At 54.6% G+C, this 14,937-nt stretch carries 16 protein-coding genes; 7 read left to right on the top strand and 9 right to left on the bottom strand.

The window, feature by feature from the left end; genetic code table 11:
• Positions 1-31: 31 nt before the first annotated feature.
• Complete coding sequence (gene gstA, locus SK50_RS12380; RefSeq protein WP_003857598.1) at positions 32-637, top strand: glutathione transferase GstA; 606 nt, start codon at positions 32-34, stop codon at positions 635-637.
• Between the two features lie 90 nt (positions 638-727).
• Here the strand turns inward: gstA and pdxY are convergent, their stop codons facing one another.
• From pdxY to anmK, 5 genes are all read right to left on the bottom strand, one after another.
• Positions 728-1,588 carry a pyridoxal kinase PdxY gene (gene pdxY, locus SK50_RS12375; protein ID WP_015570669.1) on the bottom strand — a complete coding sequence of 287 codons (861 nt, stop codon included), beginning with the start codon at positions 1,586-1,588 and terminating at the stop codon, positions 728-730.
• A gap of 66 nt (positions 1,589-1,654) precedes the next feature.
• On the bottom strand, positions 1,655-2,929 hold the full coding sequence (gene tyrS, locus SK50_RS12370; RefSeq protein ID WP_017384594.1) for a tyrosine--tRNA ligase: 1,275 nt from the start codon (positions 2,927-2,929) through the stop codon (positions 1,655-1,657).
• A gap of 125 nt (positions 2,930-3,054) precedes the next feature.
• Positions 3,055-3,711, bottom strand: a complete 657-nt coding sequence (pdxH, locus tag SK50_RS12365; RefSeq protein WP_003857601.1) for a pyridoxamine 5'-phosphate oxidase — start codon at positions 3,709-3,711, stop codon at positions 3,055-3,057.
• 57 nt (positions 3,712-3,768) lie between these two features.
• Positions 3,769-4,092 carry a C-type lysozyme inhibitor gene (gene mliC / locus SK50_RS12360; RefSeq protein ID WP_015570672.1) on the bottom strand — a complete coding sequence of 108 codons (324 nt, stop codon included), beginning with the start codon at positions 4,090-4,092 and terminating at the stop codon, positions 3,769-3,771.
• Between the two features lie 93 nt (positions 4,093-4,185).
• Entirely contained in the window at positions 4,186-5,310 is a 1,125-nt protein-coding gene (gene anmK / locus SK50_RS12355; protein ID WP_015570673.1) for an anhydro-N-acetylmuramic acid kinase, read from the bottom strand.
• A gap of 255 nt (positions 5,311-5,565) precedes the next feature.
• On the opposite strand from anmK, the gene slyB reads away from it, so the two are divergent.
• Entirely contained in the window at positions 5,566-6,033 is a 468-nt protein-coding gene (slyB, locus tag SK50_RS12350; protein ID WP_003857604.1) for an outer membrane lipoprotein SlyB, read from the top strand.
• Positions 6,034-6,225: 192 nt separating this feature from the next.
• Positions 6,226-7,590: a sensor domain-containing diguanylate cyclase gene (locus SK50_RS12345; RefSeq protein ID WP_017384595.1), complete on the top strand. Its 1,365-nt coding sequence runs from the start codon at positions 6,226-6,228 to the stop codon at positions 7,588-7,590.
• Positions 7,591-7,625: 35 nt separating this feature from the next.
• Here the strand turns inward: SK50_RS12345 and slyA are convergent, their stop codons facing one another.
• Positions 7,626-8,066: a transcriptional regulator SlyA gene (slyA, locus tag SK50_RS12340; protein ID WP_006808997.1), complete on the bottom strand. Its 441-nt coding sequence runs from the start codon at positions 8,064-8,066 to the stop codon at positions 7,626-7,628.
• Between the two features lie 187 nt (positions 8,067-8,253).
• On the opposite strand from slyA, the gene SK50_RS12335 reads away from it, so the two are divergent.
• Genes SK50_RS12335 through SK50_RS12325 form a run of 3 tightly spaced genes read left to right on the top strand, consistent with a single transcriptional unit; the run spans position 8,254 to position 11,386 of the window.
• The gene (locus SK50_RS12335) at positions 8,254-8,490 is read left to right on the top strand and encodes a DUF1656 domain-containing protein (protein WP_003857607.1); all 237 of its coding nucleotides are present in this window, start codon (positions 8,254-8,256) and stop codon (positions 8,488-8,490) included.
• 2 nt (positions 8,491-8,492) lie between these two features.
• The gene (locus tag SK50_RS12330) at positions 8,493-9,353 is read left to right on the top strand and encodes an efflux RND transporter periplasmic adaptor subunit (RefSeq protein ID WP_026094311.1); all 861 of its coding nucleotides are present in this window, start codon (positions 8,493-8,495) and stop codon (positions 9,351-9,353) included.
• Positions 9,353-11,386, top strand: a complete 2,034-nt coding sequence (locus tag SK50_RS12325) for an FUSC family protein (protein WP_048229975.1) — start codon at positions 9,353-9,355, stop codon at positions 11,384-11,386. The genes SK50_RS12330 and SK50_RS12325 overlap by 1 nt, the downstream gene beginning before the upstream one ends.
• Here SK50_RS12325 and sodC read toward each other — a convergent pair.
• The 3 genes from sodC to SK50_RS12310 form a co-directional block, all read right to left on the bottom strand.
• Positions 11,365-11,883: a superoxide dismutase [Cu-Zn] SodC gene (sodC, locus tag SK50_RS12320; protein WP_045344250.1), complete on the bottom strand. Its 519-nt coding sequence runs from the start codon at positions 11,881-11,883 to the stop codon at positions 11,365-11,367. The genes SK50_RS12325 and sodC overlap by 22 nt on opposite strands.
• An 81-nt stretch (positions 11,884-11,964) precedes the next feature.
• The gene (locus tag SK50_RS12315; protein WP_017693550.1) at positions 11,965-12,861 is read right to left on the bottom strand and encodes an aldo/keto reductase; all 897 of its coding nucleotides are present in this window, start codon (positions 12,859-12,861) and stop codon (positions 11,965-11,967) included.
• A 48-nt stretch (positions 12,862-12,909) separates the two neighbouring features.
• Positions 12,910-13,149: a DUF1289 domain-containing protein gene (locus SK50_RS12310; protein ID WP_017384600.1), complete on the bottom strand. Its 240-nt coding sequence runs from the start codon at positions 13,147-13,149 to the stop codon at positions 12,910-12,912.
• Between the two features lie 147 nt (positions 13,150-13,296).
• On the opposite strand from SK50_RS12310, the gene eptA reads away from it, so the two are divergent.
• Positions 13,297-14,922 (top strand): phosphoethanolamine transferase EptA, encoded by a 1,626-nt coding sequence (gene eptA / locus SK50_RS12305; protein ID WP_048229490.1) that lies wholly within the window; start codon positions 13,297-13,299, stop codon positions 14,920-14,922.
• Positions 14,923-14,937 lie beyond the last annotated feature (15 nt).

Below are 14,937 nucleotides of genomic sequence, written 5' to 3'. Positions count from 1 at the left end.
TAGCTGGAACCTCAGCAAAAAGGAGTTACCGATGAAACTGTTCTATAAACCGGGCGCCTGCTCTCTTGCTTCCCATATTACGCTTCGCGAGAGCGGTAAAGATTTCACGCTGGACGGCGTTGACCTGATGAAAAAGCGTCTGGAAAACGGGGATGACTTTTTTGCGATTAACCCAAAAGGCCAGGTTCCGGCCCTGCTGCTGGATGATGGCACCCTGCTGACCGAAGGGGTGGCGATTATGCAATTCCTGGCGGACAACGTACCGGATCGTCAGCTCCTTGCCCCCACCGGCAGCATTGCGCGTTATAAAACGCTGGAGTGGCTGAACTATATTGCCACCGAACTGCACAAAGGCTTTACGCCCCTGTTCCGCCCGGACACGCCGGAAGAGTACAAACCTACCGTGCGCGCGCTGCTGGAGAAAAAGTTGCAGTACGTTAACGACGCGCTGAAAGACGACCAGTGGATCTGTGGCTCGCGTTTCACCATCGCCGATGCCTATCTGTTTACCGTTCTGCGCTGGGCGCGCGCGGTTAAGCTGAACATGGAAGGATTAGACCATGTCGCATCGTATATGACGCGCGTGGCGGAGCGTCCTGCGGTGGCAGCGGCGCTGAAAGCGGAAGGGTTGAATTAACCGAGCGGCCTGGATTGCCGGGTGGCGCTGACGCTTACCCGGCCTATAAATTCCGTAGGCCCGTGCAAGCGCAGCGGCGCCGGGCGTTTTCTAAAGCTGCGTTGCGCTAAAATAGTGCTCCGGCTTCGCGATGCGATCCTGCGCCGCGACGACCTGGAGCTCATATTCCTGCATCGTCTTCGTCGCAATCATGATTTCATAAACGGCTGCGGTGACGTGCTCCAGCGCATCGCGCAGGCTCGCGCCCTGCAATAGCTTCACCAGCAGCAAACCGCTGGTCACATCCCCGACCCCGACAGGCTGACGTGCACCGAAATCCACCAGCGGTCGACTGATATGCCAGGCTTCATCCTTCGTCACCAGCAGCATTTCAAAACGGTCCTGGCTCAACCCTGCGCGTGCCAGGTGCTTAACCAGCACAATCTCTGGCCCCTGGGCGATCAGCTCACGAGAGGCGCTTACAGCCTCTTCTACGCTGTTGACCGGATGCTCGCACAGGATCTCAAGTTCAATCAGGTTGGGGGCAATAATATCGCTGGCGGGCAATGCATGACGGACATGAAACTCCGCAACGCCCGGCGCTACGATGCAGCCTTTTTCCGGATGTCCCATCACCGGATCGCAGAAATATTTCGCCGCGGGGTTTGCCGCTTTCACCTGGCGCACAATGCCGAGGATATGTTCCCCCTGCTCCGCCGAACCCAGATAGCCGCTCAGTACGGCATCGCAGCGTTTAAGCTGGTCGATATCCGCAATCCCCTGAACGATTTCCGTCAGATGCGACGGCGGCATTACGCAGCCGGTCCATTTACCGTACTGGGTGTGATTCGAGAACTGGACGGTATTGAGGGGCCAGACGTTAACGCCGAGGCGGCGCATCGGGAATTCCGCAGCGCTGTTGCCAGCATGTCCAAACACAACGTGGGACTGAATGGCGAGGATGTTCTTCATGTTGTACTTACCAAACCCTGTCAAAACAAAAGGGGCGTGGTTTCCCACGCCCCTGCATACTTTTAATTACTTCCAGCAGACCAGGCAGTAATTTTTCTTACCGCGACGCAGCAGCGTGTAGCGACCATAGAGACGGTCGTTCTCGGTAAAGGTGTATTCCGGATCGGCCTGTTTTTCGCCATTAATGGTGATCGCGTTAGAGGCGATGGTTTTACGCGCCTGACCGCGAGACGGCTGGAGCTCGGAGTCCACCAGCGCCTGCATCAGATCGGCGCCTTTTTCCATCTCAACCATCGGCACGCCATCCTGCGCCAGCTGTTCGAAATCCGCTTCGCTTAAATCGCTCAGGGTTCCGTTGAACAGGCTAGCCGTAATGCGCTTCGCCGCCGCCAGACCTTCTTCGCCGTGAACCAGTTTAGTCACTTCGTCCGCCAGCACGTACTGGGCGCGTGGTGCTTTACCGCTGTTCTTGTCTTCTTCTTCCAGCGCATTGATTTCTTCGATATCCATAAAGGTGAAGAACTTCAGGAAGCGATAAACGTCGGCATCCGCCGTGTTGATCCAGAACTGGTAGAACTTGTACGGGCTGGTTTTCTTCGGGTCCAGCCATACCGCGCCGCCTTCGGTCTTACCGAACTTGGTACCGTCGGCTTTGGTGATCAACGGCACGGTCAGACCAAACACCTGATTCTGGTGGAGGCGACGGGTCAGATCGATACCGGAGGTGATGTTACCCCACTGGTCGGAACCGCCAATTTGCAGAGAGACGCCGTGCAGTTTGTTCAGGCAGGCGAAGTCATACCCCTGCAACAGGTTATAGGAGAACTCCGTGAAAGAGATACCCTGATCGTCACGGTTAAGACGCTGCTTTACTGCTTCTTTGTTAATCATCTGGTTAACAGAGAAGTGTTTGCCGATGTCACGCAGGAACGTCAGCACGTTCATGCCACCAAACCAGTCGTAGTTGTTCGCCGCAATCGCAGAGTTGTCACCGCAGTCGAAATCCAGGAACGGTGCAACCTGTTTACGGATCTTATCCACCCACTCCTGCACGGTGTCTTCGGTGTTCAGCTTACGCTCAGCGGCTTTGAAACTTGGGTCGCCAATCAGACCGGTCGCGCCGCCAACCAGTGCGACAGGCTTATGGCCGGCCATCTGGAAGCGTTTCAGGCATAACAATGGAACAAGATGCCCCAAATGCAAGCTGTCAGCGGTGGGATCGAAGCCGCAATAGAGCGCGATCGGGCCTTGCGCCAGTCGCTCTGCTAACGCTTCCTCGTCCGTCACCTGGGCCACGAGGCCCCGCTCTTGCAATTGTTTAATCAAGTTACTGCTTGCCATCAAATTCTCCATGTATAAACGACTGCACCTTTGCCGGTACACGACTTTTCGCCTGATGCGAAAGGACCATAGAATAAAGCGCCAGCGCGGTGTGCGCTAGCGCTTAAATCAACAAATTTTGGGGATTACGGGGCCAGTCTGTCGATTTTCCAGCCACCGTTGTCGCGCTGGTATAAAAAGCGGTCGTGCAGGCGGTGTTCACCGCCCTGCCAGAATTCCATCTGCTCAATGGGGATGCGGAACCCGCCCCAGAAACTCGGCAGCGGTACTTCACCCTGCTGAAACTTCTGTTTGAGTTCGAGGAATTTACTTTCCAGCACACCGCGGGCTGAGATTCGGCTGGACTGTTTAGAGACCCAGGCGCCGATCTGACTGTCGCGCGGGCGACTGTGGAAATATTTTACCACTTCGAGCGTAGAGAGGCGCTCCGCCTTGCCGGTGACCATCACCTGGCGCTCCAGCATATGCCACGGGAAGAGCAGGCTAATACGCGGATTATTTTCAAGGTGATGCGCTTTACGACTGCCAAGATTGGTGTAGAACACCAGCCCTTTCTCGTCATAATGCTTGAGAAGAACGATGCGTTGATACGGCTGACCATTTTCATCAACCGTGGCAACGACCATTGCCGTCGGGTCAGCCAGTTTCGCTTCGCAGGCCTGCTTCAGCCAGCGTTCAAAAAGCACCAGCGGTTCGGCGGGAAGATCCTGGCGGCGCAGACCGCCTTTGGTGTATTCACGGCGCAGATGCGCAATTTGCTGTAGTTCGTCGTTATCTGACATGGCGTTAGCTGAAAGTGAGATTGGGTGGCGCTATTGTGCGCGCCCCCTTCAAAAATCTCAACGCTTCGGATTTTCAAGCTGACAATTGTTCAGCACAATGCGGTCACGCTTGTAGACGGTGGCGCTGTCGCCTTTCGACCAGAAGACGTAGATCCCGTCTGAGTAGCGCGCACCGGAGGCCGACATTCCCTGCTTCAGCGTTAACAACTTATTGTCATAAACAAAGCTGGCTTCCTGATGCGGGTTGTTCAGCTTCACCGTCAGCGGTTTTTCATCACAACGATATTCCAGCGTATCGGTTTGCATACGCTCAACGAACTGGTTATAGACGCTGCATCCGGTCATAAGAAAAGGTACAGCAATGAGAAGAAGTTTTTTCATGGGCAGATTCCGAAGACTATCCTGGTCCTGGAGGGCCTAACCGCCCTCCTGTTTTTCCCTATTTTACGGGTTACGCCTCCCGCTGAATTTCAGTTAACTCTGATTATGGCGCGGGTTTGCGGGGAAAATGGCCCCAAGGACGCTCGCCTCCCGCGCACCGGTTACGGAGGGTAAATTCCCCGGCAGACCGGCAACCGTACGCCAGGCAAGCCAGGCGAAGGCCAGCGCTTCCATATCGTCTCCGCTGATCCCGGCTTCATCAGTGGTCGTGACTTCGGTGCCTGGCAGCAAGGCGGCGAGGCGTGCCATCACCAGCGGGTTGCGGCTTCCGCCTCCGCATACCAGCAAGCGCTCACATCCGCCGCTCAGCAACACCTGTTCAGAAATCGACACCGCGGTGAGCTCCGTCAGCGTAGCCTGCACATCCTGAGGCGCAAGGCCGGGGAAGCGCGCCAGCTGACGTTCAAGCCAGCCGTAGTTGAAATATTCCCGCCCCGTGCTTTTCGGCGCGGGCAGAGCAAAGAAAGGATCGCTTAACAGGGTTTGCAGCAAGGGAAGGATCACTTTCCCCTGGCTGGCCCACTGCGCGTCTTTGTCGTAGGCTTTGCCGCTCTGACGCCAGATCCAGGCATCCATCAGCATATTACCGGGTCCGGTATCGTACCCCCGCACGGGCTGCCCGGGAATAAGCATCGACAGGTTGGCGATCCCGCCGATGTTCAGGACCATCCTGCGCTCTACCGGGTGCGCCAGCAGCGCCTGATGAAATGCCGGAACCAGCGGCGCCCCCTGCCCGCCGAGGGCCATATCGCGACGACGGAAATCACCCACCACCGTCACGCCGGTTTTTGCCACAATCTGGTTGTTATCGCCAATTTGCATCGTGTGCGGCGCCTCGCCGACAGGTTCATGCCAGACGGTCTGCCCATGGCAACCTATTGCCACGATATCCTGCGGGTGGAGTCTTTCCTGCTGCATCAGGGCCAGTACCGCCTCAGCAAACAGCGCCCCCAGACGCACATCCAGTTGGCCCAGTTGGGAAAGCGTCAGCTGTTGTCCCTGGCAGATGTTCAGGATCTCTTCTTTTAACGAGACAGGAATAGGCCAGGTCAGGCTTGCCTGCTGCGCCACCATGTTTTCATCAATGGCGGCCAGAACGACATCCACACCGTCAAGACTGGTACCAGACATCACACCGATATAGCGACCCGATTTCATGAGCTTTCCTTACGTTACATGGGCTAAGTGCAAACACTCCATCATAAATAACGCGGCTTTGCTATGCGGTGATAATATTTTTTAACAATCTCAGACCTGTAGCACAGACGGTTTTTGTTTATGTCCCGTTAAGCCCTGCTGAAGTAAAATTTATCTATTCGGCATGCAAAGATATGAACTGTGGTCAGGAATGCCATATAATTTAGCCATAACGGATGCCCCAACCGGGCGTTTTTTGGTGAACAGGAGAGTCAAATGATTTTACGTGTACTGGGCGTTTCGCTGATTGGTTTAACACTGGCGGGTTGTGTGAATGACAGTTCACTCTCCGGCGACGTATATAGTGCTTCTGAAGCTAAACAGGTACAGAACGTGACATACGGTACTATCGTTAATGCCCGTCCTGTTCAGATTCAGGGTGGCGATGACACGAACGTGGTGGGCGCAATCGGTGGTGCTGTGCTGGGTGGTTTCCTGGGTAATACCATTGGCGGCGGCACCGGACGTTCTCTGGCTACCGCTGCGGGCGCAGTTGCAGGCGGCGTAGCGGGTCAGGGCGTTCAGGGTGCGATGAACAAAACTCAGGGCGTTGAGCTGGAAATCCGTAAAGACGATGGCAGCACCATTATGGTTGTGCAGAAACAGGGTAACACCCGCTTCTCTGCTGGCCAGCGTGTTGTACTGGCAAGCAACGGCAGCCAGGTTACCGTCTCCCCGCGCTAATATCCTGATGGATGTGGTCTGTTCAGACCGCATCCATTTAACAAAATCATCGTTTCCAACAATATATTTGCACAATACATTCACACGGTGAATTATTCATTTCATCTATTTTTGTCCGTGCGCAAAGTATTTTTTATTTCCCTCACTTAGACTCTTCGCAATCTCTTTTCTTTTTTAATTTTTAAATTCTCTATGCTTGCGATCTGTCGATTTGTAAAGAACCGCTTTGTGGCCTTCGCGCTTGGATGCATTGTTATCATTGCCGTATTACAAGCTTTTTTTATAAAACTTGTTGAATGGGTTCCTTCGTTTTCACCTTTGTTTTTCCCTACGCTGACGATATTTCTTCTGGTGTTTCATCTGTTTATTGCCTGTTTTATGGCAATGAAATACTGGTGCGACAGAAGGCGATTATATCTTGTTCCCATTGCCCTGGCCTTTGCCGGCTCAGCGTTATTGATGGTGGGGACTCTGTCCAGCTTCCCGGCCTGGCTTGATCTCTATCAGTTCAACGTGGCGAACTATAATGACGCCATGATTTTCTATATGTTCCGCCACTTTTTAATGGCGGTGCTGATAATCATCTCGGCATTGCTGTATACCCTGCGTACGTCCGCTCTCTCACGAAGCACCCACATCGGTATCGTTGTCGGCGCCTCGCTCTTTACGGGCAGTATGCTTGGGCTGGCATTGTTCTATTCCAGCCATTCAACCCTGCTCACACTGGACCTGGTAGACAATGAAACCCGACAGTTTATGGTTCTCTGGAGCCAGGCGATTAATATCATTTTGATCGTCCTGTGGGTAGTAACGTTAATCACCCTGATGGCCATTACCCGCGTGAGGAATTTGTTTTGGGTCGGCGGCAATTTTTTATGCGTCTGTTATATCGTCACCCTGCTCATGCTATTGTTAGGCGGACACGCTGAAGATATTTCATGGTACCGGGCACGGTTATTCGAAACTGTCGCTACATTAATCATTATCTTCATCTTACTTTCCGATGTATTTAATTTGTATCGTGACTCGCATGTAAAATATCAGCAGTCTTATCAAAACTCGATCCGCGATCCCCTCACCCGTCTGTATAATCGTAGCTATTTCTATGATTCATTAAACCACGCGCTGAGTACAGCAACCCTGGCGCACCCGGTATCGGTGATCGTGAGCGATCTTGACCGTTTCAAACGCATTAACGACTGCTACGGCCATTTGCAGGGGGATAAGGTTTTACAGTTTGTCTCAAACCTGTTGACCGATTCAGTGCGACCGCAGGATATCGCAGCGCGGATCGGCGGCGAAGAATTTGTGCTCATGCTGACAAATACCCCTTCCGATCTTGCGCAACAGGTTGCCGAACGCATACGTCTCAAATTGAGCGGTTTCGACAACGTTAGCAGCGGCGGTTATCTCCCGGAACCGATAACTATCAGTATGGGGGTATTCACCGCCACCTCGCCGGAGACCAGCGCTGAAACCTGTGTGGAAAGCGCGGATAAAGCCATGTACGAGGCAAAAGAGACGGGCCGCAACCGGGTGGTGGTGTTCAGAACATGACAAAGGCCTTGCACCAGCAAGGCCTGTGAATAACGTCAGTCGCGCGACTGTAAATCGTGGATGTTTTGTTCAAGACGGGCGATGAGTCCGATCAGCATCTCCAGCTCAGCGGGGGAAATACCGGCCAGGATCTCCCCTCGCGTTTTACTGATGACGGTCTCCATCTCAGTAATAATCGGGGCCGCTTTTTCCGTCAATTTAATCCGCTTGGCGCGACGATCGCTGGCGCAGGTTTGTCGGGAGATGAGTCCCTTCTCTTCCAGCTGGTCAAGGGTACGCACCAGAGACGGCTGCTCAATTCCAATCGCTTTTGCCAGTTGGATCTGTGACTGATCGGGCGGGAGCTGATGAATGTTATGCAGCGTAACCCAGTGCGTCTGCGTAAGTTCCAGAGGTTTCAGGCGATGGTCAATCAGAGCACGCCAGATGCGTACCAACCTTGCCAGATCAGAACCTAATGGCGATTCCAATTTCATCTCCTTATAATTAGCTTGCTAAGTGATTATAGTGATTTTAGAATAGTTTGCAGTATTTGTATTGCCAAAACAAATGCAATCACGGTATTCATCATTCCTTAAAGGATGATTTACACTGAATGGTAATGCGCCATCGCATTGAAATCTGCCAATGTGGCCCTCATTCCACCGCAAAGGATCGCTGCTTGTGACGTTGTTTTCCTTCTCCGCAGGGTTGCCCCTCCAGGATTTGATTGTTGGCGCATCGGTCTACTTTCCGCCACTGTTTAAAGCCGTAATGGTCGGTTTTGTAATCTGGCTCATTGCGCATCGTCTGCTGCGCGACTGGATGTATTCTGGTGAAATCTGGCACCCGATGTTAATGGATCTCTCCCTGTTTACCCTCTCCGTCTGTCTTGGCCTTGCCGTGTTAACCGTGTGGTGAGAATAGCATTGAAAACGTTAAAATATTTTTCCACTCTTTTCGTTTTAGCGCTGGCGGTGATGGCCGGCTGGTGGCTCTGGAATTATTACATGCAGTCGCCCTGGACGCGTGACGGCAAGATCCGCGCGGAACAGGTCAGCATCACGCCACAGGTGTCCGGCAGTATCAGCGCGCTGCTGGTGAAGGACAACCAGTACGTTCATGCGGGCGATGTGTTATTTCGCATCGATGAGACCCCTTTCCACATTGCGGTGCTTAATGCCCAGGCGCAGCTCGCAAAAGCTCAATCAGATCTGGCAAAAGCCAATAACGAAGCCGAACGCCGCCGCCATCTGTCGAGAAATTACATCTCTGCGGAGGATCTCGATACCGCCAATATCAATGTAAAAGCCATGCAGGCCAGCCTGAAGGTTGCAGAGGCAACGCTGAAACAGGCCGAGTGGCAACTGACCCAGACCATGGTCAAAGCCCCGGTGGATGGATGGATCACGAGCCTGTCTACCCGTGTGGGTGATTACGCCACCACAGGCCAGCCGGTCTTCGCCCTGGTCGATAGCCACTCTTTCTATGTTGTAGGTTATTTTGAAGAGACCAAGCTGCGCCATATCCGCGAGGGAGCGCCTGCCCGGATCACGCTTTACAGCGGCGCAGAAACGTTACAGGGTCACGTTAGCAGCATAGGTCGGGCAATATACGATCAGAGCGTGGAAACCGATTCTGGCCTGGTGCCTGACATCAAACCCAACGTCCCGTGGGTGCGCCTGGCTCAGCGGGTGCCTGTTCGCGTCGAGTTTGATCAACTGCCGAAAGACATTACCCTGGTCTCTGGCACAACCTGCACCGTCGCCATCGGATCGCGATGATGAACCTGGGGGCTTTCTCCTGGCGCAATACGCCGTGGATAAAAGCGACACGGCCGCAGTGGCGTTATGCGCTGCGCAACGGCATCGCCATGTGCCTTGCGCTTACGGTTGCCTATTATCTGAATCTGGATGAGCCTTACTGGGCGATGACCTCTGCGGCGGTCGTCAGCTTCCCTACCGTCGGGGGCGCTATCAGTAAAAGCCTCGGGCGCGTGGCGGGTAGCCTGCTGGGGGCAACCGCCGCACTGCTTCTTGCCGGCCATACCCTGAACGATCCCTGGCTCTTTCTGTTAAGCATGTCGGCATGGCTGGGGCTGTGTACCTGGGCCTGCGCCCATTTTACCAATAACGTTGCCTATGCGTTTCAGCTGGCGGGTTACACCGCGGCCATTATCGCCTTTCCGGTCGTCAACGTGCTGGATACCACCGAGCTGTGGGATATCGCCCAGGCACGCGTGTGTGAAGTGATGGTCGGCATTCTGTGCGGAGGCGTCATGATGATGATCCTGCCCAGTACCTCAGATGGCACTACGCTTATCACCGCCCTTAAAACGATGCACGCACGTTTGCTGGAACATGCCAGCCTGCTCTGGCAGCCTGACAGCAGCGATGACATCCGCCTCGCGCACGAAAAGGTCATCGGCCAGATCCTGACCATGAACCTGTTGCGCATCCAGGCTTTCTGGAGCCACTACCGTTTTCGTCGCCAGAACACGCTTCTGAACTATTTACTGCACCAGCAATTGCGGATGACGAGCGCGATCTCGAGCCTTCGCCGGATGTTGCTGAACTGGCCTGCACCGCCAGCCCATACCCGGGAGATTATCGAGGCGCTGCTCGCCGCTCTTGCGCGTCCGTATGCCGATATCTATACCGTGGCCTGCATTATCGCGCCGCTCGCCCCAACGGATGAATATGACTACAGGCACCGTGCCTTCTGGCAGCGTCTGAACTATTTCTGCCGCCTGTATCTGCGCAGCAGCCGCTGGTTAAAAGCCGTCGAGAATGCCACGCCCGTCACCGAATTTTCCGTTCCCGGTAGTCCTGCTCTGGCGCGCCATACCGACGCAATGGAGGCGCTGTGGAGCGGTTTTCGTACGTTTTGCGCGTTAACGGCCGTGGGCGCATGGGCCATCACCACGCAATGGGATGCGGGCAGTGCGGCCCTGACGCTTGCGGCAATCAGCTGCGTGCTCTATTCCGTCGCCGCTTCCCCCTTTAATTCCCTGACGCTTCTGCTGCGTACGCTGGTACTGCTGTCACTGTTCAGCTTCGTGGTGAAATTTGGTTTTATGGTGCAGATAACCGACCTCTGGCAATTTCTGCTGTTTCTCTTCCCGCTATTAACCACCATGCAGTTGCTCAAACTGCAAATGCCTAAACTGGCCGGTCTGTGGGGTCAGTTGATTGTTTTTATGGGCTCATTTATCTCTGTTACGAATCCACCGGTTTACGATTACGCTGATTTTCTCAACGACAACCTGGCGAAGATCCTCGGCGTGGGGCTGGCGTGGCTGGCTTTCGCTGTGCTACGCCCGGGCTCGGACGCGCGTAAAAGCCGCAGGCATATTCGCGAGTTGCGCAGGGGTTTTGTCGATCAGCTGAGCCGCAGGCCGCATCTGCGCGAAAGCGAGTATGAATCGCTGGTTTACCATCATGTCAGCCAGCTGAACAACAGCCAGGATTCACTCTCCCGTCGCTGGCTACTGCGCTGGGGCGTGGTGCTGTTAAACTGTTCGCACGTGGTGTGGCAACTGCGCGCCTGGGAGACGCGTTCCGATCCGCTGTCGCAGGTCCGTGATAACTGTATTTCTATGCTCCGCGATGTGATGAGCGAGCGCGGGGTGCAGCAGCGCCCCCTGAGCGTCACGCTCGCCGAGCTTCAGCGTATTTGCGACGCGCTGGCGCACCATCATCAGCCTGCGGCCCGCGATCTGGCGTCCATTATCTGGCGGCTGCACTGCTCCCTGTCACAGCTTGAACAGGCGCCGCCACCCGGAACGATTGGCGATCAGATCACTCCGCAGGCATAGCGCGCCCCGCCGCCGCCAAGCGGTTTAGGTTGATCGGACATGTTATCGCCGCCCACGTGGATCATCAGCGCCTTGCCTTTGACCTCGTCAAGCTTTTTGAGTCGTGGCGCCACAACGGGATCGGTGGCTTTACCGTCGTTATTCACCACCAGCACCGGCAGATCGCCGAGGTGCCCCATACCTTCCGGGCCTTCATGCTTACCGGAGTTCTGCGGGTCGAGATGCCCCCCTGCGGCTTCCGCAGCTGAAGGTTTCCCCTCTTTCATCGCGGGTTGACAGCTACCTTTGGCATGAACGTGAAAACCATGTTCGCCGGGTGGAAGAGCCTTGAGATCGGGAGCAAATTCCAGCCCTTTATCGGTTTCGGTGATTTTCACCGTCCCGATGGACTGGCCTACCCCCTGAGAAGTGACGAGATTCATTTCAACGTCCTCGCTGGCTGCATGCGCACCTGCGCAAACAACCAGCGTGACCATTGCCAGAGCAAAACGCTTCATAAGACCTCCACGGGTTATTTTTTGCACCTTAAGTCTATACCAGCGGCGCAGATTTCACCGGAAAGTCAGGTTCAGGCGTGCTCAGGGTACGTCGTAGCCCAGCGCCGCCTTGCGGATGCGGAACCACTGCTGACGCGTCATATCCAGCTCCTCAGCCACAAGCGCAGCGCGGACGCGCTCAATTTTGCCGGAGCCAATAATTGGCAGCGGTTTAGACGGCAGGCACAGGATCCAGGCGTAAACCACCTGCTCGATACTCTCCGCATTCAGTTCGCGCGCCACCGTTTCAAGCTCGTTACGCAGCGGCTGGAATGCCTCATCGTTAAACAGGCGGCCGCCTCCCAGACAGGACCATGCCATTGGACGGATGCGCAGCTGTTGCAGTTGGTCGAGCGTGCCATCCAGCAGCAGCGGCTGATGAACAGGCGAGATCTCCACCTGATTCGTCGCCAGCGTAAACGGCAGGCGAGACTGCAATAGCGCAAACTGTGCCGGGGTGAAGTTAGACACGCCAAAATGGCGCACTTTGCCGCTCTGGTGCAGCGTCAGGAAGGCTTCCGCGACCTCATCCGCATCCATCAACGGATCGGGTCGGTGGATCAGCAGCAGGTCGATACGATCGGTGGCCAGGTTAATCAGTGACTGCTCGGCGCTTTTAACGATATGCGCGCTGTCAGTGATGTAATGCCCAAGCGCATGCTCCGGTTTTGCTGTGGTGGCAATACCGCATTTGGTCACAATCTCCATACGTTCACGCAGCGCCGGCGCACGCTTCAGCGCTTCGCCAAAGGCAGCCTCGCACTGATAGCCGCCATAAATATCAGCGTGATCGACGGTGGTGATCCCGAGATCGAGATGCTCTTCTATAAAGTCCGCCAGCTGGACCGGAGACATATTCCAGTCCATAAGGCGCCAGTAGCCCATAACAAATCGGGAGAACTCCGGGCCCTGCGGGGCAAGGGTAATACGCTGAACCATAACATTTTCCTCAAGGAAGTCATGTCACCAGTATACGCAAATACCCTGCTAAAACAGTGAAGGTTGCTGAGGTTCTTCGCTTTCAACCGCTTTGTTTGCACGAATTTTACGCAGCAGACGCTGTCGACAGAGCCGTAAGACCTCCTGCTTTTGCGCGTCGCTGAAATTTTGCCAGTTAAAACGTTCATCGCGCGTGCGCATGCAGCCACGACAGTATCCTCGTTCATCTACCTGGCAAATACCCCGGCACGGGCTCTGGACAGGGAAAAACTCCAGTTGCTCTGCCACACCTACCTCCAGAACGTCATTATTCCCTACAGTGAAGACCCTAAATGGCTTGCATGCAAGGATGTCCGCCACAAACAGAGCATTAAGGTTTCGCTAATCTTCCCTTCTTATACTCGCCGCATTGATATAACGAATGGTCTGGTCATCATGTGGTTCACTAAAAAGTTACACTGTAACGATATAAAATTTACTCTGGGCTGTGCACTTTTCTTCACCGTACTGAATGCACTGTTTATCCAGCGCAGCTGGTCAATCATTGCGCCTGCGCATCTGCACGATCTCCTGTTTGCTGCCAGCGTGCCGCTGGTGCTGTTCTGCGGCTGGGTGATTGTCTTCAGCCTGCTGAATATTCCCTTTATTCGCAAGCCGCTCATGATTGTCCTGACCCTGGGATGCGCCGCCGCGACCTGGTTTATGTATACCTATGGCACGGTTATCGATCAGAACATGATTGTGAACGTGTTCGAAACTAATTCCCAGGAAGCGACTGCCCTGGTGACGCCGCAGATGATCCTGTGGCTGGCCGTTGCGGGTCTGGTTCCATCGATTATTTTAGCCCTGACGCGCATTCGCACCGGAAAATGGTGGTATGCCCTCCTGACGCGTGTCGCCGCTATGCTGGGCGCGTTGCTGGTGATCATCCTGGTCGCGGCGGTGTTTTATAAAGACTATGCTTCGCTGTTCCGCAATAACAAAAGCATCGTCAAAATGGTCACCCCGGCGAATTACGTGAGCGCCGTGGTGAAATACAGCAAAATGCGCTGGTTTGCCGGCGACCAGACGCTGGTCCGCATTGGCGAGGATGCTCATAAAGGCGCGCTGATTTCCAGCCAACGCAAGAAAACCGTGCTGATTGTGGTGGTGGGCGAAGCCTCCCGCGCCGCAAACTACTCGTTAAATGGTTACCCGCGTGAAACCAACCCCGAGCTGAAAAAGCAGGATGTCATCAACTTCCCCAAGGCCTCCTCCTGTGGCACGGAAACCGCCGTTTCCGTCCCCTGCATGTTCTCCGGCATGACGCGGAAAAAATATGACGCGGACCTCGCCCATCACCAGGAAGGTCTGCTCGATGTACTTAACCATGCCGGTTTCAACCTGCTGTGGCGCGACAACGACGGCGGGTGTAAAGGCGCCTGCGACCGCGTGCCGCACACGGACATGACCCAGTGGAAACTGGATCAGTTCTGTAAGGACAAATCCTGTATCGACGACGTCAACCTCTACCGTCTGGACAACGTACTGGATGGAATAAAGCAGGATACGGTTCTGGTTATTCATCTGATGGGCAGCCACGGTCCGGCCTACTACAACCGTTATCCGGACAGCTTTCGCAAGTTCACCCCAACCTGCGATACCAATGAAATTCAGGATTGCGATCATCAGTCGCTGATCAATACCTATGACAACTCGATTTTGTATACCGACAGCGTGGTCAGCCGAACCATCGACGCGCTAAAAGCCCGGCAGGCCAACATGAACACGGCGCTCATTTACCTCTCCGATCACGGTGAATCGCTGGGCGAAAGCGGAATTTACCTGCACGGTACGCCGTATATGCTGGCCCCTGAGCAGCAAACGCATATTCCGTTTATGTTCTGGCTCTCCCCGGATTATGCGAAAAACTTCGGCGTAAACACGGATTGCCTGCGTGACCATGCCGCAAAAGAGGCGGTTTCACAGGACAATTTATTCGCCACCGTTCTGGGCATGATGGACGTGAAATCAGCGGTTTATCAACCGCAGCTGGATATTCTGTCGCAATGTCGTCGCTAAGCGGGCTTGCATTAG

The sequence above is a fragment of the Enterobacter sp. BWH64 genome (genome assembly GCF_001037645.1).
GTDB lineage: Bacteria > Pseudomonadota > Gammaproteobacteria > Enterobacterales > Enterobacteriaceae > Enterobacter > Enterobacter hormaechei_C.
The sequence above is the reverse complement of the archived record's forward strand: the minus strand, read 5'-3'. Positions and strand labels throughout refer to the sequence as shown.